Origin of the sequence: Clostridium intestinale (assembly GCF_035905475.1) — a bacterium.
Taxonomy (GTDB): domain Bacteria; phylum Bacillota; class Clostridia; order Clostridiales; family Clostridiaceae; genus Clostridium_T; species Clostridium_T intestinale.
Window position 1 is genome coordinate 4,258,302 of the sequence record NZ_CP121166.1, and the last position, 22,550, is coordinate 4,280,851.

Annotated in this window: 20 protein-coding genes; 14 read left to right on the forward strand and 6 right to left on the reverse strand. The window is 32.1% G+C overall.

Annotation, left to right across the window (positions count from 1 at the left end; genetic code table 11):
• Nucleotides 1-138: 138 nt before the first annotated feature.
• Complete coding sequence (locus P8F83_RS21565) at nt 139-966, forward strand: exodeoxyribonuclease III (RefSeq protein ID WP_326512616.1); 828 nt, start codon at nt 139-141, stop codon at nt 964-966.
• Nucleotides 967-1,110: 144 nt separating this feature from the next.
• Here P8F83_RS21565 and P8F83_RS21570 read toward each other — a convergent pair whose 3' ends face one another.
• Complete coding sequence (locus tag P8F83_RS21570; protein ID WP_326512617.1) at nt 1,111-3,111, reverse strand: methyl-accepting chemotaxis protein; 2,001 nt, start codon at nt 3,109-3,111, stop codon at nt 1,111-1,113.
• A gap of 121 nt (nt 3,112-3,232) precedes the next feature.
• Between P8F83_RS21570 and P8F83_RS21575 the strand changes: the two genes are divergently transcribed.
• Nucleotides 3,233-4,255 carry an IS6 family transposase gene (locus tag P8F83_RS21575; RefSeq protein ID WP_326511720.1) on the forward strand — a complete coding sequence of 341 codons (1,023 nt, stop codon included), beginning with the start codon at nt 3,233-3,235 and terminating at the stop codon, nt 4,253-4,255.
• Between the two features lie 245 nt (nt 4,256-4,500).
• Here P8F83_RS21575 and P8F83_RS21580 read toward each other — a convergent pair whose 3' ends face one another.
• Genes P8F83_RS21580 through P8F83_RS21595 form a run of 4 tightly spaced genes read right to left on the reverse strand, consistent with a single transcriptional unit; the run spans nt 4,501 to nt 8,087 of the window.
• Nucleotides 4,501-5,586 carry a HAMP domain-containing sensor histidine kinase gene (locus P8F83_RS21580; protein ID WP_326512618.1) on the reverse strand — a complete coding sequence of 362 codons (1,086 nt, stop codon included), beginning with the start codon at nt 5,584-5,586 and terminating at the stop codon, nt 4,501-4,503.
• Nucleotides 5,587-5,603: 17 nt separating this feature from the next.
• Nucleotides 5,604-6,272, reverse strand: a complete 669-nt coding sequence (locus tag P8F83_RS21585) for a response regulator transcription factor (RefSeq protein WP_326512619.1) — start codon at nt 6,270-6,272, stop codon at nt 5,604-5,606.
• A 19-nt stretch (nt 6,273-6,291) separates the two neighbouring features.
• Complete coding sequence (locus P8F83_RS21590) at nt 6,292-6,996, reverse strand: ABC transporter ATP-binding protein (protein ID WP_326512620.1); 705 nt, start codon at nt 6,994-6,996, stop codon at nt 6,292-6,294.
• Nucleotides 6,996-8,087, reverse strand: a complete 1,092-nt coding sequence (locus tag P8F83_RS21595; protein ID WP_326512621.1) for an ABC transporter permease — start codon at nt 8,085-8,087, stop codon at nt 6,996-6,998. Before P8F83_RS21595 ends, P8F83_RS21590 begins: the two co-directional genes overlap by 1 nt.
• Before the next feature lie 408 nt (nt 8,088-8,495).
• On the opposite strand from P8F83_RS21595, the gene P8F83_RS21600 reads away from it, so the two are divergent.
• Nucleotides 8,496-9,578: a DUF2974 domain-containing protein gene (locus P8F83_RS21600; RefSeq protein ID WP_326512622.1), complete on the forward strand. Its 1,083-nt coding sequence runs from the start codon at nt 8,496-8,498 to the stop codon at nt 9,576-9,578.
• On the opposite strand, the gene P8F83_RS21605 is transcribed toward P8F83_RS21600, so the two are convergent.
• Nucleotides 9,575-10,165: a TetR/AcrR family transcriptional regulator gene (locus tag P8F83_RS21605; protein WP_326512623.1), complete on the reverse strand. Its 591-nt coding sequence runs from the start codon at nt 10,163-10,165 to the stop codon at nt 9,575-9,577. The two genes, P8F83_RS21600 and P8F83_RS21605, sit on opposite strands and share 4 nt — an antisense overlap.
• A gap of 115 nt (nt 10,166-10,280) precedes the next feature.
• Here P8F83_RS21605 and P8F83_RS21610 point away from each other — a divergent pair, with 115 nt between their 5' ends.
• From P8F83_RS21610 to P8F83_RS21660, 11 genes are all read left to right on the forward strand, one after another.
• Nucleotides 10,281-11,039, forward strand: coding sequence for a hypothetical protein (locus P8F83_RS21610; RefSeq protein WP_326512624.1), 759 nt, complete (start codon nt 10,281-10,283; stop codon nt 11,037-11,039).
• Nucleotides 11,040-11,489: 450 nt separating this feature from the next.
• Complete coding sequence (locus tag P8F83_RS21615) at nt 11,490-13,127, forward strand: peptide ABC transporter substrate-binding protein (RefSeq protein WP_326512625.1); 1,638 nt, start codon at nt 11,490-11,492, stop codon at nt 13,125-13,127.
• Between the two features lie 120 nt (nt 13,128-13,247).
• Complete coding sequence (locus tag P8F83_RS21620; protein WP_238902165.1) at nt 13,248-14,189, forward strand: ABC transporter permease; 942 nt, start codon at nt 13,248-13,250, stop codon at nt 14,187-14,189.
• The gene (gene opp3C / locus P8F83_RS21625; protein WP_326512626.1) at nt 14,182-15,228 is read left to right on the forward strand and encodes an oligopeptide ABC transporter permease; all 1,047 of its coding nucleotides are present in this window, start codon (nt 14,182-14,184) and stop codon (nt 15,226-15,228) included. The genes P8F83_RS21620 and opp3C overlap by 8 nt, the downstream gene beginning before the upstream one ends.
• A 13-nt stretch (nt 15,229-15,241) precedes the next feature.
• Nucleotides 15,242-16,321 (forward strand): ABC transporter ATP-binding protein, encoded by a 1,080-nt coding sequence (locus P8F83_RS21630; protein ID WP_238902163.1) that lies wholly within the window; start codon nt 15,242-15,244, stop codon nt 16,319-16,321.
• On the forward strand, nt 16,311-17,240 hold the full coding sequence (locus tag P8F83_RS21635; protein WP_326512627.1) for an ABC transporter ATP-binding protein: 930 nt from the start codon (nt 16,311-16,313) through the stop codon (nt 17,238-17,240). The genes P8F83_RS21630 and P8F83_RS21635 overlap by 11 nt, the downstream gene beginning before the upstream one ends.
• Before the next feature lie 156 nt (nt 17,241-17,396).
• Nucleotides 17,397-18,284, forward strand: a complete 888-nt coding sequence (locus P8F83_RS21640) for a VIT1/CCC1 transporter family protein (RefSeq protein WP_326512628.1) — start codon at nt 17,397-17,399, stop codon at nt 18,282-18,284.
• Between the two features lie 79 nt (nt 18,285-18,363).
• Nucleotides 18,364-18,945, forward strand: a complete 582-nt coding sequence (locus P8F83_RS21645) for a DUF2271 domain-containing protein (RefSeq protein ID WP_326512629.1) — start codon at nt 18,364-18,366, stop codon at nt 18,943-18,945.
• Between the two features lie 265 nt (nt 18,946-19,210).
• Entirely contained in the window at nt 19,211-20,626 is a 1,416-nt protein-coding gene (locus P8F83_RS21650; protein WP_326512630.1) for an ABC transporter substrate-binding protein, read from the forward strand.
• 91 nt (nt 20,627-20,717) lie between these two features.
• Nucleotides 20,718-21,653, forward strand: a complete 936-nt coding sequence (locus P8F83_RS21655) for a carbohydrate ABC transporter permease (protein WP_326512631.1) — start codon at nt 20,718-20,720, stop codon at nt 21,651-21,653.
• Nucleotides 21,654-21,668: 15 nt separating this feature from the next.
• On the forward strand, nt 21,669-22,550 hold the full coding sequence (locus P8F83_RS21660; protein WP_238902158.1) for a carbohydrate ABC transporter permease: 882 nt from the start codon (nt 21,669-21,671) through the stop codon (nt 22,548-22,550).

A 22,550-nucleotide genomic window follows, 5' to 3' on the forward strand; every position in this document is an offset into this window, starting at 1 on the left:
CTTTATGTTTATTTGGTAAATACATTATGATACAATAATTTATAAGATTCTACAATAACTTAGGCAAAACTTATAGTTAGTTTTTTGATAAAGTCATAGAATTTATGAGATAGATCTGTCAATAAAGGAGGATAAGTAATGAAATTTATTTCGTGGAATATTGATTCATTAAATGCAGCACTAACAAGTGCTTCAGAACGAGCTTTATTATCTAAAAATGTATTAAATTCGATTATAGAACATAATCCAGATGTAGTTGCCTTACAGGAAACAAAGTTACCAAGTAATGGTCCTTCTAAAAAACATTTAGAAATTTTGAAGGAGATGTTTCCTGATTATAAAGTTGTTTGGAACAGTTCAGTTGAGCCAGCGCGTAAGGGTTATGCTGGGACAATGTTTTTATATAAGGAGAATTTAGAAGCAGTTGTTACCTATCCAGAAATCGGTGGACCAAGTACCATGGACTATGAGGGAAGAATAATCACTCTAGAGTTTGATGACTTTTTCTTAACTCAAGTTTATACTCCTAATGCAGGGGATGGACTCAATCGTTTGGAAGAACGCCAGATTTGGGATATAAAATATGCAGAATATCTAGCAAGCCTAGATAAAGATAAATATGTTATTGCAACAGGTGATTTCAACGTAGCTCATAAGGAAATAGACTTGGCTCATCCTAATAGCAATCGTAATTCACCTGGATTTACTGATGAGGAACGCCAAGGGTTCACAAATCTTTTATCAAAAGGGTTTACAGATACTTTCCGTTATATTCACGGAGAAATAAAAGATGTTTATACTTGGTGGGCTCAGCGAGCTAAAACTAGTAAAATTAACAATTCTGGATGGAGAATTGACTACTGGATAGTTAGTAATCGTATTGCGGATAAGGTTATAAAATCTGAAATGGTTGATTCAGGTACAAGACAAGACCATGGACCAATATTACTTGAAATTGATTTGTAGTATATAAAGAATTACAAGCATTAACTGGATTTTTAGGGAGAGGACATTACTCCTAGAAAATCCAGTTTTCTTTTATAGAATATATGGTAGCATAATAACTGCCGCTAAAACCTTTGGGTAATAACGGCAGAAAAGAAGTATGCTTTAAATTTTAAATTGTTTAACTAGATTGATTAGTGATTCTGATTTCTCATTTGATTTATTTGCTAAGTTTACGACACTTTCAGCCATATTAGCAATAACTGCTGTTTTCTGAGCAATATTTGTTGCTCCCATAGCTTCATCATTGGCAGATGTACTTATTTGGGTGATGGATTCAACCATATTTTGCATAGATGCCAAAAGTTCTTCCGATATTGAACTGAATTCAGTTACTATATCGCTTATCACCTTAGAGTGCTTGTTGTAACGTTCACTGTTCTGTACTACGCCCTCATAATCATTGAGTACTTTCTTATCAATAAACTCAGAGATCTCCATAGAACTTGAGGAAAGAGCATCTACTACTGTTAGAACCTCACTTGTTACTTCTTGAATTCGAGATACAGAAGTTTTTGAGCTTTCAGCCAGCTTTCTGATTTCGTCTGCTACAACTGCAAAGCCTTTGCCTGCTTCTCCTGCCCTAGCTGCTTCAATAGCTGCATTCAAAGCTAGAAGATTGGTCTGGGAAGTAATATCTAGTATAGAATTTGACAATTCATTAATTTGATTTACTGCCTTAGCTTGTTCAATTGCATTCTGCAAATTGACCTTTGTCCTACCGTATATTTCCATAGCTTCTTGTTTAGAAGAAATTGCACTTAATCTCATTTCCTCACTAAGTATACTTACTTTATTAACAGTGACTGAACCTTCTTGAGCTTTAGAAGCAACAGACTCGATGGCCTTTGCTACATCTAAGGAAGTGGCATTCATTTCTTCACTTGAAGCGGCTGTTTCCTCTGTTGTTGCGGATAATTCTTCCGTAGTAGAGGAAATATCTTCAATGTTTTCGTTCAAACTAGACATATCTTTATTGATTGAAAGTAACATTTGACTTACATTAGAAGATTCATCTACAACTGCTTTCATCATTGTACGCATGGAACTTTGCATCTTATCAAGTGAATTAGCTAAAATACCTATTTCATCCTGCTTTTCTAAAAGATTTTTGGATATATCTACTGTAAAGTCTCCAGTAGATATAACATTTAGATGTTCGGTGGTCTCTTTGATTGGTCGAGAAATATTGCGAGATATTAATATTGTTAGCCCCATACCAATTAAGAGGAATAAAGCGGATACCATGATCATGAGTTTAGTCAGATCATCCACCTTAGCCATAGCCACTGATTTTGGTACATTTACACCTAAAGACCAGTTAGTTCCATATACAGGATGGTAAGCCATGTATTTAGTTTCGCCATTGTAGCTATACTCACCTACGCCTGTTTCCCCTTTAGCCATTTTCTTTTGAATATTATACTCTGATTCCAATTCTGGATCACTCTCGTATTGTTCAAAGATGCTATACATTTCCAAGACCCGATTATTATCGCTGTCGGCTATTGTTATGCCATCAGGATTAATCATAAAAACTTCTTGCTGGTTAACTTCCATTTCATGTGTATACTCGCTTAAAGAATTTCCGTCTTGAATGGCAACCAGCACTCCTGTTACGTTACCATTTTCTTTGATGGGAACTGCAAGCATAATCACTACGCTTTTGTTTAGCATATCGATTAGAGGGTCTGACACATTAGGTTCTCCAGCTACTGCCTTTTTAAAATAGTCTCTTTCTTTGATATTCATAGTAACTTTATCTGTATCTACTACATCCCCATTGGTATTAGTGATAAGCATATTTACATGCCCATTTCTCTTAACTTCATCTCGAAGTAGGTCAGCTTTTTCATACATTGTCAACTCATTGCTTTTTATCCATGGGCTTTCAGCTAAAGCCTGCAAGGCATTAAACTGGGTATTTATCTTCTCGCCAATAATATTGGCATCAGCTTCAGCTATCTGTAAAAGATTTTCATCAATACTTGTTTTTAAAGCATTGCTGGAACTTAAATAAGCACTAACTCCTAATCCTACACAGATTGCAAACATTAAAAAAGCAAATGATAATGTTATTTTTGTTGTAATACTTTTAAATTTCATCAAATCCACTCCTAGTATCTTTTTCCGTTCTGTTAAGTTATATGAACATTGCTCTTCTCAATCCTAGGAAATACAATAAGTTTGACTAGAACTAAATGTCCCCCTTGAAAGGAGAAGCGCAATGAACAAAACAAAAGTAAAATGTCCTCGTTGTAACTCTGACCAACTATATAAGTTTGGTTTAGATAAGCAGGCTAATCAAAAATATCAATGTAAAAAGTGTAAGCGACAATTCGCACCTGACTCCGTCAGAAAGCGGGTAACATCTAAATATCCAAGATGTCCAAAGTGTGGTAAAGCAACTTTCTTGCATCACATCTATAAACACTATAATCGCTATAAATGTGGTAATAAGAAGTGCAATCATATCATTGTTCATCACCATAACCTAAATATAGATGATGCCTCCAGTGAAAACCTAACCGGTTCCCTTTCTATGAAAGGTATGCGTTTTCCACTCCATACTATTCTGACTGCATTAACTTTATATTTTTTAAACAACTCATCAACAAGAACTATTTCACAGTTCCTTTTCGTAACTTCAAATATAAAGGTTTCTCATGTCACAATAGCTAGTTGGACTCAAAAGTTTGCACCTTTTTTCAAACAAAAAGCTGATAAGTTTAAAGAGCAGCTAGATCTCCAATCTGACGATTGGCATGCTGACGAAACAGTGGTCTTTATAAATGGTGAACGCTATTATTTATGGTTAGCTATTGACTCTGAAACGAGATTTATTTTAGCTTTTCATCTAACCAAATCACGTAGTGAGGATTCAGCATTTACACTAGTAAACCAAGCTAAACAATTTGGAATGCCATCAAACTTTATAACTGATAGACTACCTTCATATAACCAAGCTGTAGCGAAGCTATTGGGCGAAAACAAGCATGTGCCTGTTGCTCCTATGTCTAGCGACATATCAAACAATTTAATTGAGTCTTTTAACAAAACATTTAAAGCTTGGTATAAAGCTAAAAAAGGGTTTAACTCTTTTGAGAAAGCAAATAACTTAATATACTTATTTGTCTTTCACTATAATTTCATTAGGCCTCATGGTTCATTAAATAATCTCACACCTGCTGAAGTTGCAGGCTTCGCTAGCAATAGCATTGATCGTAAATCTTGGTTTGTCGCTGCTTAATCTCAACTTAATATCTTTGATTAACCTGCAAAAATCTAACTTTTTGTAGGCTTATTTGCCATACAAAAATTTATTCAAACTTATATAATTTTCAAAGAACGAGTAATTCTACGAAATGTTAAGCTATTTTTTCATAACAACCTAACAGAATCTCTTTTTCTTTGGTAACAGCATGGTGAGTAGCCCTAGCTGTAGATAGTTTTGGTGCATGCTACAAGATAAAGTAATTATAGCAAAACATATATTTATTTTTTCGAATTAATAGGTAACATAATAGTCATGATGGTTCCTACTCCTACCTCACTTTCACATAAAATACTTCCATCTAATAATTCTATAATTCTTTTTACTATGGATAGACCTAGACCATTGCCTTGTCTTTTGTGTGATTCATCACATTGATAGAATTTGTCATATATTTTACTTAAGCTTTCCTTAGATATTCCCATTCCGTCATCTCTGATTGAAAACTGAAGAAATTTATCTATGACTTTAGTTGTAATCCATATGGTAGATTTTTGTTCTGAATATTTTATAGCATTATCAATTAGATTAGTCCACAATTGAAAGAGCAAGTCATAGTTACTTACAATACTACATTGTTCAAGTTGAAGCTCATATTGAATATCTCTATCATGCCACTTTTCTCCCAGTGAAATAATACAACGTCTAATTTGTTCATCAACTCTAACTTTTTGGTTCAAGTCTACGATGTTCTGATGATCTAACCTAGACATATTAAGCATGTTTTCACTCATACGAGAAAGTCTTTGGGATTCTTGATAGATATACGAGAGGTACTCCTTTTGTTCTTCTTCACTAAGTCCTCCATCTAACAACATTTCAGAGAAGCCTGCAATAGCTGCAATAGGGGTCTTAATTTCATGTGATACATTGCTCATAAAGTCCTTTCTCATATAGTCCATTCCATTTAATTCACGTGTCATTTTGTTAAAATTGCTTGCCATTACAGAAATTTCGTCGGGATATAATTCGTTTTTCTTTTTTCTATGATTATTATTAAATGATAATTGCACTGAAAAGTCACCATCAGCTACCTTTTGTACTCCTTCGCTAATTTCAACAATGGGGTTAATTACATAAGATGCTGAATGCCAAAGTGCGACAACACTCAATATCATGGTTATAGCACAAGCAACAAGACACATAAATAAAGCAACTTCACTGGTGATTGGACCATTATAAAATAAAGAAAAACCAATAAGCACCATGAAATATGCGATTCCGCAGGAAGCGCATAGGATTATAATGGATGCTAATGCAAGCTTAAAACGTAGAGATATTCTGTTTTTTCTAATTTTTTTAGTCATAGGTCTATAATCCTTTCCTATATTTTTGCTTTATAGCCTAGCCCACGAATTGTCACTATTTCAAAGTCAGTACAATGTTCAAATTTTCTACGAAGTTTCTTGATATGAGAGTCTATAGTACGGTCATCTACATCAGTATCCATTCCCCATATCTCATCCAATAGCTCTTGTCTTGTGAATATCTTATTAGGATTAGTAAGAAGCTTAAAGAGTAAGTAAAATTCCTTGGGAGGCATTTCGAAAATTTCATCATGTACCTTAACTGTTAGTGCATTATAATCAAGTAAGGTATCACCAACTACTAACTTCTTCTCGTTTGCAATTTGAGCTCTTCTTAACAATGCCTTTACTCGGAGTACCAATTCCCTCATGCTAATTGGCTTAATCATGTAATCATCCGTTCCAGCACGAAATCCTTTTTCCATATCTTCAAATTGATTCTTAGCTGTTATCATTAGAATTGGAATGGTATATTCTGCATCACGAAGTTCTTTGGCTAATTGATATCCATTCATATTTGGCATCATTATATCACTAATAATCAAATCAATATGTTCCTTGTCCAGTAAGTCCAAAGCCTGTTTTCCATCAAATGACGTAAAAACACGATAGGACTCTTGCTGTAGCTTTGCAGATATCATTCTGTTCAGTACCTCATCATCTTCAACAACAAGAATGGAGAACATGCTATCACCTACTTTCTTCTTAATGATTAACTACTTTATAATCAGCTACCTTTTTTAATTGAGAGTTTTCTAATCTATATACCACATCAACTAGGTCTAATACTCTTTCATCATGAGTTACCATGATGGCAGCCTTATTATGTTTTTTAACTTCTTTCTTAATTAACTCTACTACCTGTCTACCTCTAACTCCATCTAAACTCGCTGTTGGTTCATCGGCTAAAATAACATCTGGATTATTCATAAATGCTCTTGCAATTGCCACACGTTGCTTTTCACCACCAGACATCTTTGCGGGATATTTGTTTGAACATTCTGACAGTCCAAGATCATTTAACATATCATCTGCATTCATTTTAGGTTTTCCATTTTTTTTATTCATATCAAGAACTAATGTAAGCTGCTCCTTTGCTGTTAGATAAGGAAGTAAGTGATGACTCTGAAAAATAAATCCAATCTTTTCCCTACGAATTTTAACCAGTTTTTTGTTTTGTTTATTCAAAAGCTTTTCTCCTCCTACCACAACGCTACCATCTGTAGGTGAAAGTAACGCACCTGATATGGATAGAAATGTACTTTTACCTGAACCAGAGGGACCGATAATTGCAATAAATTGACCTGGCTTTACCTCAAGAGAAACATTTTTTAAGATGTTATTTTGTTGCTCACCATCTTGATAAGACTTCGATATATTATTTAACTGTAATGCATATTCATTTTTCATTATTCGTTTCCTCCTATTATAACAATCGGGTCAACTTTGGCAACTTTTATTATTGATACTAAACTTGTGACTAAAGAAATCATGATAAAAACAATAGATATAATAATAACTGATGGTATTTTAAGAGCAAAGGGCATACTACTTGGGAGAATAGATGCCATACCAATTGAAAGAAGATTGCCAATAATAACTCCAAACATTGAAAGAATTAGAACCTGACTAATAATATATCTTGTAAGTTCTGACATCTTCATTCCTATCGCTTTAAGAACACCAAACTGTTTTTGTTTTTGTATAGTGATTACATAGAAAAATACACCTAGTACTGCTGCTGATATTATTACTAGTACCCAAAGAATCATCTTAATAGTTAACTGCTCAGCAGAATAGCCAGGAAGATTATTAATAACTGTTTCTTTATCGATCACTTCTAATCCGTTTATATTTATATTATCGATATCTGAGCCCTGAATTGCTATTGCATTATACTTTTCAGTATAAGAAGAACTTACTAGTAGATTAAGTGCTGTAAATGTATCATCCTTAATAAAGCCTACTGGTGAGTGTCCATACATTTCATCATGTGTAAAGCCTACTACTGTTAAAGAAAGTCCTGTTACAGAATCCTTTACCACATCTCCAAGAGCTATATTTTGATCTTTAAATGAATCATCTAATAAAACAGGATATTCTACTGAGGATTCTTTTAATGATTCTCCTTGCGATATTTCTGGAGAAAGAAAACTTTCTGGATCAATAGCAAAATAAGTAATATCTAATTTCTTTTCATCTACTGATGTATTAATATTGGATCTTTTAATATTAAGATTTGTTACATTATCATTTGTTTGAGATGCTACTTCTTCTAGTACATCTGTTTTTATATCAGATATTGAAATTAAGTTTTCTGCATCTGAGCTTACTACGAAATACTCTGCGTCTGTCTTTTCAATGGTTGCACTAATAGCCCAACCAAGTCCATTTGCTAGTCCTGATAAAAATACAACCATAAATATCATCAGAACTAGTATGCTCTCTATCAGTGCATACTTTAATATGCCATGTTTTATTTCTTTCCATGCTAATTTCATAACTTACCTCTTTCCTTATATGATTATCATGAGTGTGATTTATATTCGCCTTATTTTTTAAACGTAATTTTTTAACAGCGTTCTTATTGAAATTGCAAAAAATATTAAGATAAATATTACAGCTGTAATGACTATCGATGTACATAATATAAAGCTGTAATGTGACCTGAATATGACCAAATTAAAAATAATAGAAGCTTAGAGAATATAAAAATGGAAGTAAATAAAATTATTTGATACAATGAACATAAAATTTTATTAGACAATACTATCTATGTAAAGGAAAGTATACAATCAAAAAGGTTAGTAAAAAACCAATTGACGGCTTTGTAGGATAAGCATAATAAATTATAAAAAACGGAAAGATATTAGCATTAGTTTAAAACAATGGCTTAGGAGATATAAAACATGAACATTATAGATTATGCAGAGTCACAAATGGAAGATTTTAAAACCACTAAGTTCAGTCTAGTAGATAGCTTGGTTTTATCTCAATTTGCATATATTCATTTTAATAAAGTTGTACCGGATATTTTAGATAAAAGTGAGCCTGTAAGAATTGGAGATTTGCTAAAAGCAGAACATATTCCTCATATGCTTAAGAATGTGAGAGATCCAAAAAGCAATAATAGACTTTTAATAGCGCTTGGAATGAGTCCAAGGTTTAGGGATATTCGTATGTGCTGCTATTCAGATAGTTTGGATATAACTTTACAAAAACAATTTGCGGCTGTAACTTACCTAATTGATGATGAAATAGCTTATGTCGCCTATAGAGGTACTGATGCTACTATTGTAGGATGGAAAGAGGACTTCAACATGGCTTTTATTTCTCCAGTTCCTGCTCAGCAAGAAGGAGTTGACTATTTAAATGCTGTTGCTGAAAGGTTTCCACATCTATTAATGGTAGGGGGACATTCTAAGGGAGGAAATGTTGCTGTTTATTCAGCTATGGAGTGTAATCAAGATATACAAGAACGTATTGTTGGAATTTACAGTCACGATGGACCTGGTTTTAGAGAAGAAATCTTTACAAGCGAAAAATATGCACATATCAAATCAAAGATACATAAAACTTTGCCACAGTCATCTTTAGTTGGAATGCTTTTGCAGTATCAGGAAGATTATCTTGTTGTAGAAAGCAACGAGTTTTGGATTATGCAACATGACCCTTTTTCATGGGTAGTTAATGAACGTGATTTTAAATATACACAAGGACTCACTAAAGATGCAGAGTATACTAATACCGTTATTAATGATTGGCTTTCATCTTTGGATGATGAAAAACGAGAGTTATTCATTACAACACTTTATAGTGTATTTGAATCCATTGGAGTTGTAAACCTTAGTGATTTGACAGAGGATTGGCGCAAAAAAGTAGGTGTAGCCATGGGAACTGTAAGAGGTATTGATGCAGAAACCAAGCGTTTTGTTTCTGCTACCATAAGATCTCTTTTGTCATTGTATGTGAAGAATTTACGTTTATTTTAATCCATATTAACATTGATTCGAGCAGTTAATGATTCATTTAAGTGATCCATTGTTAATTTGTAAAGTTCATCTGGTGAAAGGTTTTTGTCATTTAAGACCCATGTTTCTAAGACACTGAAAATAATATTAGATCTAATATTTAACATATAGTCATAAAATATGTTCTCTTTATATTCTATATTTAATTTCTCTAGTAAGTTTTTAGTTGTCCTTAAAATATTATCAATTATTATTTCTTTTTTATTAGTTACTAAAAGTTGTTCTAGTATTAAAGAATCTAAATACCAAAATCTTAAAAAAGGTTTTAGTAAAGATAGTGGATGTATTTTGTTAGTATTTTTATTCGATTTATAGTTAGCATATAGATATTCACTTAATTTAATAAATTTCTGATCTAGTTCATAACGTAATATATCATCTAAAGAATCATAGTTTCTATAAAAAGTTGCACGACTAACTTGAGATCTTTCTATAACTTCAGTAATTTTAATATCTTCATATCTCTTTTCTTCTAATAGCGAACTTAGAGCATTATATATGAATTTTGAGGTTTGTATTGAACGCTTGTCATTCTTGATATGATACATTTTATCCACTCCTGTTTCATAAAAATAAACTATATTTACATAGACAAAAGTATATCATATAATTTTTTATGAAACAAATGTATCTTAAAAAACGTTGAAGGGAGAAGTTTTATAAATGATTAAGAAGAAAACTATTATAATATTAGCTACAATAGTTGCGGTTCTAATTGGAGTTGGATTATACCTTTTTGGAGGGAATACTGATGATTTTGCAAAACATATCCCAGCTGTAGAAAAAACTCAATTTGTTGAGCACCCAAAGGATTGGAGAAACTTAAGGTATGGAGAAATTATACCTGTTTATAGAAAGGGAGCAAAGTTATATATTGAGGTATATAATTCAATTGATTCAAATGAATTACCACAAGAGTTATGGGAAAAAATTGATGGTGAAAAGTTAGCTAAGGAATATGGTGCTATGAAGGTATTACTTAATGGACCAAGATATTGGGTAGTTAATACAATAGATGCAAAAGGGAATACGAAAAATGGAAAAGTAGCTGATTTTGGTGGAATACAAATGACACAAAGAGCAACTTTAGAAAAAACTATATTTGAAAAAGGTTTAGGGGAGTCATCATACACTGAGAACAAGGTTAAAAGAGATACTGTGTACACTTACTTTAAGGGAAATATGGTTTATGAGTTAATATCGCATAAGGGAGAAAGATATAGAATGCAATCATATTCTCAAAATATAGATGAAGACTTAAAAATTGATGAATTAGAAAATCTAGGTGACGTACTTGAATTACCAGAAGGATGGAAGTATGAAGCAAAAATATTAGATGAAGAGTCTAAATTAAAAAGTAATGGTGAAGCAATAGTAATAAACGATAACTTACAAAACACTTATCAAAAAATTACTGATTAGACATCTTATGTAGAGAAACAATTGATATAAAAGATTGATTTATTTACAGAAATACTGAAAATTTACTTTTAATATATTGATACTGTAAATCAATAATTATAAATAATATAGCAATATGCAGTTATAACGTTTATTAAAAATATGATGTTATAACTGCATTTTTATTATTTTGATAAAATTTATTATTTTGATAAATTTAGTGATTAGGAAATTTTAAGTAAATAAATTTAAAATTTCCACAAAAATACTATAACTAATAAACATCCAATTTACAAATCGTTAAGAAAATTATAAAATTTATATAAAAATATTATAAAAATGAACAATAGGTTAATAGATACACTTATTGACAAGGTGAAAATTGAATATATAATAATAAATAAGACGATGGAGTTTTGCAATGACAGGCAGGTTCTATCTTTTTTTTTAAGAAGTTTTAGGGGGGATACAATGAAAAATATTAAAAAGATATTGTCTCTGGTAGCTACACTAACAATATCAGTTAGTTTAATAGCTTGTGGTGGAAAAAGTACAAGCACACCAGACACAGCAGGATCAGGAAAAACATTAAAGGTACATCTTGATGTTGAAGTAGCATCAATGGACCCACAAATCGCAACAGATGGTACTTCTTTTGAAGTAATGGCCGCAGTTACAGAAGGATTATATTCTGTAGACGAAGCTGGATCGCCTATTTTGGCAATGGCTGATAAGGTTGATAAAAGTGAAGATGGTTTAAAATATACGTTCACATTAAAGGATGCTAAATGGACTAACGGAACTGCAGTTAGTGCAAAGGATTTCGTTTTTGCCTGGAAGCGTCTAGTTGATCCTAAAACAGCTAGTGAATATGCATTCATAGCTGGTATAGCAGGAATTAAAAATGCTGATGATATTTCAGCAGGGAAAAAGGGATTAGATGAATTAGGAGTAACAGCTAAGGATGATAAAACTCTAGTAGTAGAATTATCACATCCAGTTCCATTCTTCGAATCATTATTGTCATTCCCTTCATTTTTACCAGTTAATGAAGAATTCTTTAAAAAGAGTGGAGATAAATTCGCTACATCACCAGATACTATTTTAAGCAATGGTCCATACAAAATTACTGCTTATGAACCAGCTGCAACAACAATAGAATTAAAGAAAAATGAAGATTATTGGGATGCTAGCAAGGTTAAATTAGCTGGTATACAATATCAAGTAATTAAAGAAGCTCAACAAACTATGCTAGCATATCAAAATGGAGATTTAGATGTTGCAACTCTTGCAGGAGAGCAAGTAGAACAATTTAAAGCGGATAAAGAATTCCACAACATTATGGCAGGATACCTATGGTATATTTCTCCTAACCAAAAGGTTGCTGGATTAGAAAATGAAAATCTTCGTAAAGCTCTTGCATTATCTTATGATAAAAAAGCTGTTGTTGATAACATATTAAAAGATGGTTCTATAGTAGCAGACTTTGCAGTACCAAGCTTACTTGCAACAGGTCCAGATGGAAAAGACTATCGTGAAACAGCAAGCACTTATCTAAAAACTGATAAAGCTAAAGCTGTAGAATTCTATAACAAAGCTAAACAAGAATTAGGTAAAGATAAATTTGAATATAAGATGGTAGTTGAAGATACTGAATCAGCTCAAAATGTAGCTCAATTCATTCAATCAGAAATACAAACAAATCTTCCAGGAGTTACTGTTAAGTTAGAAGTAATGCCTAAGAAGAACAGAGTTGAAAGAATGCAAGAAGGAACATTTGAACTTGGATTAACTCGTTGGGGTCCAGACTATGCAGATCCAATGACATACTTAGATATGTGGACTACAGGAAGCCCTAACAACTATGGTTTCTGGTCAAATTCAGATTACGATAAAATAATAAAATCTGCTCAAGATGGAGATCTTGCTTTAGACCTTGATAAGAGATGGGAAGAATTAAAGAAAGCAGAAAAAATAGTAATGGATCAAGCAGTTATTTTCCCAGTATATCAAAAGGGTAATGCTGTTATGATTAAAGATGGCGTATCAGGTATTGAATTCCATTCTGTTGGTATCAATAGAATCTTCAAGAATGCCGATAAGAAATAGTAAGTTATGTTCATTAATAAGATATTACAGTGGTTATTTTATAACCACTGTAATATTGCTTAAAAGAGGCTTTAACAGACATATTAGCTGCTTAAGTATTCCGAGAAGGAGGAATTCAACATGAAAAAATACTTGCTCAAAAGAATAGTAGTTTCATTACTCACTTTATTAGCAATTTTATTAATATTATTTTTAATGTTAGAACTTATGCCTGGTTCACCATTTAATGATGAAAAATTAACTGTAGATCAAGTGGCTTTATTAAATGCAAAATATGGATTAGATCAACCGGTATTTATAAGATTTTTTAATTATGTGAAAAATATGCTCACAGGAGACTTTGGAGTTTCCTACACAATTTCGAAAAATACACCAATATCTCAATTGCTTTCAATGCGCTTGCCTATATCTCTTAGACTTGGAGGACAGGCTGTTTTGCTTGGAGCACTAATAGGTTTGGTTTTAGGTATAATAGCTGCTTTAAAGCACAATACAATATGGGACACATTAACTACTGTAATTTCAGTTTTAGGTGTTAGTTTACCTTCTTATGTATTTGCCCTTGCTTTATCATATTCATTAGGATATAAATGGACAATATTCCCGTTGCTTTATTCAGCAGATTCACCATTTAAATCAGCGGTATTACCAACTATAGCCCTATGTATGTTTACCATAGCTACTATAGCTAGATTCACTAGAACAGAAATGCTAGAAGTACTTGGAACTGACTATATGTTACTTGCAGAAAGTAAAGGTGTAAATGGTATAGCATTAATATTTAGGCACCAGCTTAGAAATGCACTTATTCCAATAGTAACTGTACTTGCGCCTTTAGTTGTAGGATTAATGACAGGAAGCTTGGTTATAGAAAAAATCTTTTCAATACCAGGTATAGGAAGTTTATTAGTTACTGCAATACAAGCAAATGACTATAACGTAGTAGTTGCTTTAGCATTTATCTATAGCGCTATGTATATTGGAATTATGCTTATTGTAGATATTTTATATGGAGTTATAGACCCAAGAATAAGATTAGCAAAGGAGGACGGTCATGAGTAAACTAAATGAAAATCTAGAATTTCTACCTAATGATTTTGAATTAGTTGGGGAAGAAAATATATCTCATATCGATAAGAGTTATGCTAGTCAGCCCTACTTTAAAGATGTATTAAATCGCTTTGTTAAAAATAAGGGAGCAGTAATAGGATTAGTTTTTATAATACTAATAACATTAATGGCTGTAATCGGAGTAAGTCTTAATGGACATACATATGAGTCACAGATAATTTCACAGCAAAACTTAGCACCTAGAGTTCCTGGGCTTGAGAGTTTAGGTATTTTTGATGGCAGTGAAACCATGAATACATCTGGTGGACAGGTAGAAACAAATAAATATTTAGAAAATAATGAACTTAAAGACGTTTATTATTGGTTTGGTTCAGATGTTCTAGGAAGAGATATATTTACTAGAACTTGGATGGGAACCAGAATTTCATTATATATAGCTTTAATAGCAGTTTTAATAGATATGTTATTTGGATTAAGCTATGGACTTATATCAGGATATTTTGGAGGTGCCGTTGATAATGCTATGCAACGTTTTGCAGAAATATTAAACGGTATACCAAACTTAGTTATAGTTACTCTTTTAATTATTGTATTAAAGCCGGGACTTGCTACAATCACCTTCTCACTTATGATAACTGGGTGGATAGGTATGAGTAGAATTGCAAGAGCCCAGATGTTAAAACTTAAAGAGCAGGAATTTGTACTTGCCTCAAGAACCTTAGGAGCAAAAGACTTCTTTATTATATTTAAAGAAATACTACCTAATATTTTAGGTGCAATAATTACAAACACAATGTTCTCAATACCAAATGCAATATTTACAGAGGCATTTTTGGCCTTTATTGGTCTAGGAGTACCACCTCCAATGGCTTCACTTGGGTCATTAATAAGTGATTCATTTAAATCTTTTACAACCCATCCATATATGATAATGCCTCCAGTTATAGTACTAGCTATATTAATGCTTAGCTTTAATATGCTTGCAGATGGTATACGTGATGCATTTGACCCTAAAATGAAAGAATCATAAGGAGGATGAAGAAATGGAAAAAGAAAAAATATTATCAATTAGAGATTTGTCAATATCCTTTAAAACATCCTCAGGAAAAGTTAGTGCTATTCGTGGTGTTGAATTAGACCTTTATAAAGGTGAAACCTTAGCAATAGTAGGGGAAAGTGGTAGCGGAAAATCTGTAACTATGAAGGCTGCTATGGGTATACTCAGCAGTAATGGGCAAGTAGAATCAGGAGAAATTAACTTCTCTTATTATAAAGATAAAGACAAAGTTAATGTAGATATACTAAAACTTTCAAAAAAGGAAATGAGAACAACAATAAACGGAACTCGTATAGCTATGGTGTTCCAAGACCCAATGACTTCTTTAAATCCAACTATGACAATAGGGGCTCAGATTATGGAAGGTATGATATGGCACTATAAAACCCCTAAAGAAGAAGCAAAAAAAAGAGCTATAGAACTTTTAGAACTTGTTGGAATAGTTGATGCAGAAAAACGCCTAAAGAACTATCCTCACCAATTATCAGGAGGAATGAGGCAAAGAGTAGTTATAGCTATAGCTCTTGCATGTAACCCAGATTTATTAATCTGCGATGAACCAACAACAGCATTAGATGTTACTATTCAGGCAAAGATAATAGAACTTATAAAAGATATTCAAAAGAAGATGAATATATCAGTTATTTATATAACTCATGACCTGGGAGTTGTAGCAAAGGTTGCAGACTATGTTGCTGTAATGTATGCAGGAAAAATAGTTGAAAAAGGAAAGATAGATGAAATATTCTATGATCCAAGACACCCATACACTTGGGGCTTATTATCAGCTATGCCTGACTTAGACACAAAAGATGATAAGTTATATACAATACCAGGAACCCCTCCTAATTTGGCTGAAGAAGTAAAAGGAGATGCATTTGCACCAAGAAACATCTATGCATTAAACATTGATAACAGATTAGAACCTCCAATGTTTAAAATATCAGATACTCACTATGCTTCAACATGGCTTTTACATGAAAAAGCACCAAAGGTTGAGATGCCTTCTGAACTTAAAGCAAGAATAGACAGAATGTTAAGGGAGGCGAAACTAGATGGAAAATAAAAAGCCTTTATTAGAAGTAAAAGAACTTAAGCAGCATTTTAAGATAAGCAGAAAATACACAGTAAAAGCTGTTAATGGAGTAGATTTTGAAATATTTCCAGGGGAAACCTATGGATTAGTTGGGGAATCTGGAAGTGGAAAATCAACAATAGGACGTTCAATAATTCGTCTATATGACCCAACATCAGGTAAGATAAACTTTGATGGGGTTGATATATCAGGAAAATTATCTGAAAAGGAAAAAAAGCATTTAAGAATTAATATGCAGATGATATTCCAAGACCCAATGGCATCTTTAAATCCACGTAAAAAAGTATTAGATATAATAGCTCAAGGTTTAGATGTTCATAAACTTTATAAAACCAAAGAAGAGAGAGAAGAAAAAGTATATAAAATATTAGAAAAAGTTGGCCTATCAAAAGAGCATGCAAATAGATATCCTCACCAATTTTCAGGAGGACAAAGGCAACGTATAGGAATCGCAAGAGCTCTTATAATGAACCCAAAACTTATAATAGCAGATGAAGCTATAAGTGCATTAGATGTGTCTATACAAGCTCAGGTAGTAAATCTAATGAAAGATATACAAGAGGAAACAAATACAGCTATCTTATTTATAGCCCATGACTTATCCATGGTAAAATATATATCAGATAGAATAGGAGTTCTTCATTTAGGATATCTTTTAGAAACAGGAACAAAGGATGAAATATTCTCAAATCCAATTCATCCTTATACAAAATCACTATTATCAGCAATACCACATCCAAATCCTATTGTTGAGAGAACAAGAATATCAGAAAGCTATGATTACAAAACAAGTGGAATAAGTTACGAACAAGGAAAACAAAAACATGTAAGTGGAAGTCATTATGTATTAGCTACAGATGAAGAATATAAAACTTGGTCAAATAAATAATGAAAATCCTCCAGATTATCTTTCTGGGGGATTTTTTTGTACAAACTAACAGAAACTTTTCTAAGAAAAAGATTGTGCACAATTAAATTGAGCATTATAATAAAGAAGTCGTGATAACTAAAATAACTTAAATTTTAAAAGAGAGGATTGATAAGTATGGAGAATTTAAGATTAATAGAGGTTATAAAGAAGTATCAAAGAGATGAGAAGTTAGAATACTATGTTTATTTGAAGATAGCAAAGTTTGTTAAAGATAAAAATGACCATGATATGTTATTAAAAATAGCGGATGAAGAATACAAACATTATAATATATGGAAGCAGTATACTAAATGTGATGTTGAACCAAATATGTTTATAGTATATTGGTATGTATTTATGGCAAGACTGCTTGGATACACCTTTGTAATAAAAAATATGGAAAATAAACTTAGAGACTATAATAGTGACAATGGAATCGAACGCTCAATGGATTTAATAAAACTAGTACCAAGGGTTGAAGAGATTTTTAAAGATGAAATTGAGCATGAAGAAGAATTAATAGCTATGATTGATGAAGAAAAACTTAGATACGTTGGTTCTATGGTTCTTGGATTAAATGATGCATTAGTTGAATTTACAGGTAGCTTAGCAGGTTGGACTTTTGCTATGCAAAGCAATAACTTAATCTTATTAGCTGGACTTATAACTGGTATATCAGCAACCCTTTCAATGGCATCATCAGAATATTTATCAGTAAAAAATGAAGGGGGAAAGGATGCCCTTAAGTCCTCAGTATACACAGGAATAGCGTATTTATTAACAGTAGTAATACTTCTCTTACCATATATGATTCTTGGAGATTCAATGTATGTTCAGGCATTACTTATAATGCTTATTTTAGTAATACTAATAATAGCGACCTTTAATTATTATATTTCGGTAGCAAAAAGCATTTCATTTAAGAAAAAATTCTTAGAGATGAGTTCAATTAGTTTGTCAGTAGCAGTAGTTTCTTTTATAATTGGATTATTAGTAAAACGCTTTTTAGGAATAGATATATAAGAATTGAAAGTATATATATCTAAATTTAGGTTTAATATATTAAGGTAGTTAATTAATTAAAATATAAGGGGGAATAGATATGACCTTTAGAAAAATATTAACAGTGCAGCTTATGATTTGTATGTCACTTGTTTTTGTTGCATGTGGTAATAAAGAATCTTCAAAAAATCTAGAAAGAAATACTCCAAATACCTTAGAAATATCATTTCCATATGTAAGACAAAGTGGAAGTTCAAACAACCAATTTGCTGTATGGATAGAAAGTGATTCTGGAGAATACATAAAAACCTTATCCGTAACTAAATATACAGCAACAAAAGGATATAAGGTTCAGGAAAATGCAATTCCTACATGGGTTAAAAAATCAAACATCTCTAAAAAGAAGACAAAGGAAATTGATGCAGTTACAGAAGCAACACCTAAGTCAGGTGATATGGTTTATATATGGGATCTTAAGGATAAAGATGGCGCAGAAATACCAAAAGGAAGCTATAAATTTGTTGTGGAAGGAACCACAAGTTTAACAAGTAGAATACTTTACAGTGGGAAGATAGAAATAGGTGGGGAAGAAAAGACTGTAAAAGCAGAACCTCAATATGTTGGAAATGAAGCAAAAGAAAGTGATATGATAGGTGAGGTTGTAGCAAAATACAATCCATAATATAAAAATATAGAAGTAAGTAAAAGAACCATATATGAAGATGTGTAGCATATATGGTTCTTTTTTATATAATGTTTTTTTATGCAAATAAAACTTGTAAATATTTCTATAAATCATATTGACAATAAAAAATGTAAATGATATCATTAGTTTAACGTTAAATCTTAACAACTTACTATCATTAATCTTAAAGAAAATGTCTTAAAATATTTAGTTTAACGTTAAATCAACCAACATATAAGAAAGATGAGGAAGGGGAAAGTTTATGAACAGATTTAAAAAACTCTCTAGCATAGTGCTAACTACAGTACTAGCAATGTCAGTATTATCGGGGTGTGGACAAACTGGCAATACTGCAAACACTTCAGACAGAAAGGTTAAATTAAAACTAGGAATATGGCCTGAAGCTACAATGACAAGTGAAATTACATTACATGAAGGTTACAAGGCTAAATTAGAAGATAAAGATAAGGATGTTGAAGTTGTTCCATCATACTACAAATACACTACAGAGACATTTGTACCTATGGCTGAAGCTGGAAACTTACCAACCATATTTGAAACATGGTATACTGAACCTCAAAAACTTATTAAGGGTGGATATGTTGCTGATATAACAGATATATTAAAAAAGCGTGGATGGGATGAAGCAATAAATCCATCAATTAAGAAACTTTTATCAGATGGAAATGGAAGAATATATGGTATTCCACGTGATGGATATGCATTAGGGGTTATGGCTAATGTTAAATTATTTAAAGACGCCGGACTAGTTGATGCAGATGGACGTCCAATAGTTCCTAAAACATGGGATGAATTAGCTAAAACAGCTCAAACTATTAAACAAAAGACTGGTAGTGCGGGACTATGTCTTTTAGCTAAAGATGCAGCTGGTGGTTGGCATTTTTCTAATATAGCTTGGGCATTTGGAGCTACTTTAACTACACAAGAAGCTGATGGTAAATACAAATCTCACGTTGATAGTAAAGAAGCTATAGAAGCAATGAACTATGTTAAAGATTTAAAATGGAAATATGATGTTTTAACTGCAGATCCTACAAACGAAGATTGGGGAACAGGTTTCTCTAACTTAGGAACAGGCGCTGCTGCTATGTATATAGCTGCAAATGATGCTGTTGAGCAACCTACTGAAAATAATGGACTTCCTGCAGAAGATTTAGCTATATTTGCTATGCCAGCAGGACCTAATGGAGCTCAATATTCATTATCTGGTGGAACTCCATATATGTTCTCAAAGGATGCTACTGAAGCTGAAATCAATGCGGCTTTAGATTATCTTGAACTTATGGGTAAGGCACCAGTTGCAACAGAAGATTCAATAGCAGGTATGGAAGCTGATGCTAAGAGAAAAGTAGAAACTGGAATTCCTGTAATTAAGAGATTCCCTGCTTGGGTTAATAAGGAAGTACTAGATGCGGAAGCAAAAGTATTAAAAGATAACAAAAATGTTGATGATAAATTATATGCTTCATATTTTGATGCTATAGACAAGCAAGGAAACCTTCGTGTAGAAGAACCAGGATCAGCTCAAGATTTATACTCAGAACTTACAAAAGTTATACAAGCAGTTATCACTGACAAAAATGCTGATGTTACTGCTTTAATGAAACAAGCTAATGTTAATTACCAAAAGATTTTAGATGAAAAAGTAAATAAATAAAAATAGTTATTTTATATGTCTAGTTATCCAAATAGGTTTTCTTTATAAGACAACCTATTTGGATTCTTAAAAATCTTAGGGAGTGGGAAGAATGCGAAAAGTTGAGAAGAATGATTTACAAATCTGTGCAACTCCAGAAATTACAGTAAAGAAGAAAAAGGTTTTAAAAAGAAAAGATTTAATAGGTTGGGCTATTATGTTACCAACACTTATTTTATTTTCTTTTTTCATATGGGAGCCTTTATTAGAAAACATTAAACTTTCACTATATCAAGCAAATGGAATTAGACTGGTTAAATTTGTAGGATTAGATAATTACTTTACCGTATTTGCTCATCCTGATTTTTGGGCAGCACTTAAAAATACTTTTAGTTACATTGGTTGGTCGTTGGTTATAGGTTTTTTTGCACCTATATTAGCGGCTATTCTTATAAGTGAGACTATTCACTTCAAAGGATTATTTAGAGTAGGAATTTATTTCCCTAATATTATGCCAGGACTTGCCACAGTGATAATGTGGGGATTTTTATTTAAACCTGGTGGAACAGGAACCTTAAATATTTTGCTTGGAAAAATAGGAGTAGATCCTCAGCTATGGTTAACTAATCCCGGTTGGACAATTCCTCTTATTGTTATGAGTATGACGTGGAAAAGTGCAGGAGCTACAGCCTTAATCTATTTAGCTGGTATAAGCAGTATTAATCCTGAACTATATGAAGCTGCAACCATAGATGGAGCTTCAGTATTACAAAGAATAAGATATATAACATTACCGAAGTTGTTTTCACTTGGTAAGACAATGTTCATTCTTCAAATAATAGCAGTCTTTCAAATTTTATATGAACCAATGGTTATGACTAATGGGGGTCCTAATAATGCTAGTATTTCAATTATGCAATTAGTATATAATTTTGCATTTAAGGATTATAATTTCCCAGTAGCGGCAGCTTTATCAGTTATTGTATGTATAATACTTGCGGTATTAAGTGTACTTTATTTTAAGCTAACAGCAAATAAAGAAGGGTAGGAGGAGAGTTATAAGATGTTTTTTAATAAGTATAAAGAAAAATCAGATGGAGCAATTCGTTATTATGATATAAAGTCATTAAAAACAAAAATACTTTCTATAACAATTTTTATACTGTGTTTATTAATACTTATAGTATGCTTATTTCCTTCTGTATGGGTGTTTTTAGCTAGCTTTAAGGATATTAGTGAATTTAGAAAAGATGCGACTATACTACCGTCAACTTTTAATTTTCAAAAGTATGTTGATACTTGGAATAACTTAAAATTTGTTAGATATTATATAAATTCAACCATAGTAGTAATCGGGGGAACCTTGTGTTCAGTAACCTTTAATGGTCTTTTAGCTTATGTGTTAGCTATAATCAAGCCTAAAGGGCACAAAATAATATTAGGATTAGTTATGTGGAGTTTATTAATTCCAGCTACAACAAGCATAGTAGCATTATTTGTAAATATTAACAAAGTTGGTTTAAATGGATCTTTTCTACCTCTATGGTTGGTATTTGGAGCTAATGCATTTTATGTAATACTGTTTAAGAACTTTTTTGAAGGGTTGCCTAAAGAGTTAATAGAAGCAGCTAAATTAGATGGATGTGGAGAACTTCAGATATTTTTAAGAGTAATACTTCCTTTATCTAGACCTATAGTAATGGTTGTTGTTATTTTTACAGTTACTGCAGCTTGGTCAGATTTCTTATTACCTTATCTAGTACTTAATGGTACTCAAAAGGAAACAATCATGGTTAAGTTATTTGCATATCACTCCTCTAATAAAGTTAATGCAGTAGATATGTTAAGAGCAGTAGCCTTTTCAATTATTCCACCAATTATTCTATTTACAATATTCCAAAAACAAATTACAGATGGTGCCACAGCAGGTGCAGTAAAGGAGTAG

Bases quoted from the DNA above. Each gene is read 5' to 3' on its own strand.
- P8F83_RS21565 (WP_326512616.1), top strand. From the start codon at position 139: ATGAAATTTATTTCGTGGAATATTGATTCATTAAATGCAGCACTAACA.
- P8F83_RS21570 (WP_326512617.1), bottom strand. From the start codon at position 3,111: ATGAAATTTAAAAGTATTACAACAAAAATAACATTATCATTTGCTTTT.
- P8F83_RS21575 (WP_326511720.1), top strand. From the start codon at position 3,233: ATGAACAAAACAAAAGTAAAATGTCCTCGTTGTAACTCTGACCAACTA.
- P8F83_RS21580 (WP_326512618.1), bottom strand. From the start codon at position 5,586: ATGACTAAAAAAATTAGAAAAAACAGAATATCTCTACGTTTTAAGCTT.
- P8F83_RS21585 (WP_326512619.1), bottom strand. From the start codon at position 6,272: ATGTTCTCCATTCTTGTTGTTGAAGATGATGAGGTACTGAACAGAATG.
- P8F83_RS21590 (WP_326512620.1), bottom strand. From the start codon at position 6,996: ATGAAAAATGAATATGCATTACAGTTAAATAATATATCGAAGTCTTAT.
- P8F83_RS21595 (WP_326512621.1), bottom strand. From the start codon at position 8,087: ATGAAATTAGCATGGAAAGAAATAAAACATGGCATATTAAAGTATGCA.
- P8F83_RS21600 (WP_326512622.1), top strand. From the start codon at position 8,496: ATGAACATTATAGATTATGCAGAGTCACAAATGGAAGATTTTAAAACC.
- P8F83_RS21605 (WP_326512623.1), bottom strand. From the start codon at position 10,165: ATGTATCATATCAAGAATGACAAGCGTTCAATACAAACCTCAAAATTC.
- P8F83_RS21610 (WP_326512624.1), top strand. From the start codon at position 10,281: ATGATTAAGAAGAAAACTATTATAATATTAGCTACAATAGTTGCGGTT.
- P8F83_RS21615 (WP_326512625.1), top strand. From the start codon at position 11,490: ATGAAAAATATTAAAAAGATATTGTCTCTGGTAGCTACACTAACAATA.
- P8F83_RS21620 (WP_238902165.1), top strand. From the start codon at position 13,248: ATGAAAAAATACTTGCTCAAAAGAATAGTAGTTTCATTACTCACTTTA.
- opp3C (WP_326512626.1), top strand. From the start codon at position 14,182: ATGAGTAAACTAAATGAAAATCTAGAATTTCTACCTAATGATTTTGAA.
- P8F83_RS21630 (WP_238902163.1), top strand. From the start codon at position 15,242: ATGGAAAAAGAAAAAATATTATCAATTAGAGATTTGTCAATATCCTTT.
- P8F83_RS21635 (WP_326512627.1), top strand. From the start codon at position 16,311: ATGGAAAATAAAAAGCCTTTATTAGAAGTAAAAGAACTTAAGCAGCAT.
- P8F83_RS21640 (WP_326512628.1), top strand. From the start codon at position 17,397: ATGGAGAATTTAAGATTAATAGAGGTTATAAAGAAGTATCAAAGAGAT.
- P8F83_RS21645 (WP_326512629.1), top strand. From the start codon at position 18,364: ATGACCTTTAGAAAAATATTAACAGTGCAGCTTATGATTTGTATGTCA.
- P8F83_RS21650 (WP_326512630.1), top strand. From the start codon at position 19,211: ATGAACAGATTTAAAAAACTCTCTAGCATAGTGCTAACTACAGTACTA.
- P8F83_RS21655 (WP_326512631.1), top strand. From the start codon at position 20,718: ATGCGAAAAGTTGAGAAGAATGATTTACAAATCTGTGCAACTCCAGAA.
- P8F83_RS21660 (WP_238902158.1), top strand. From the start codon at position 21,669: ATGTTTTTTAATAAGTATAAAGAAAAATCAGATGGAGCAATTCGTTAT.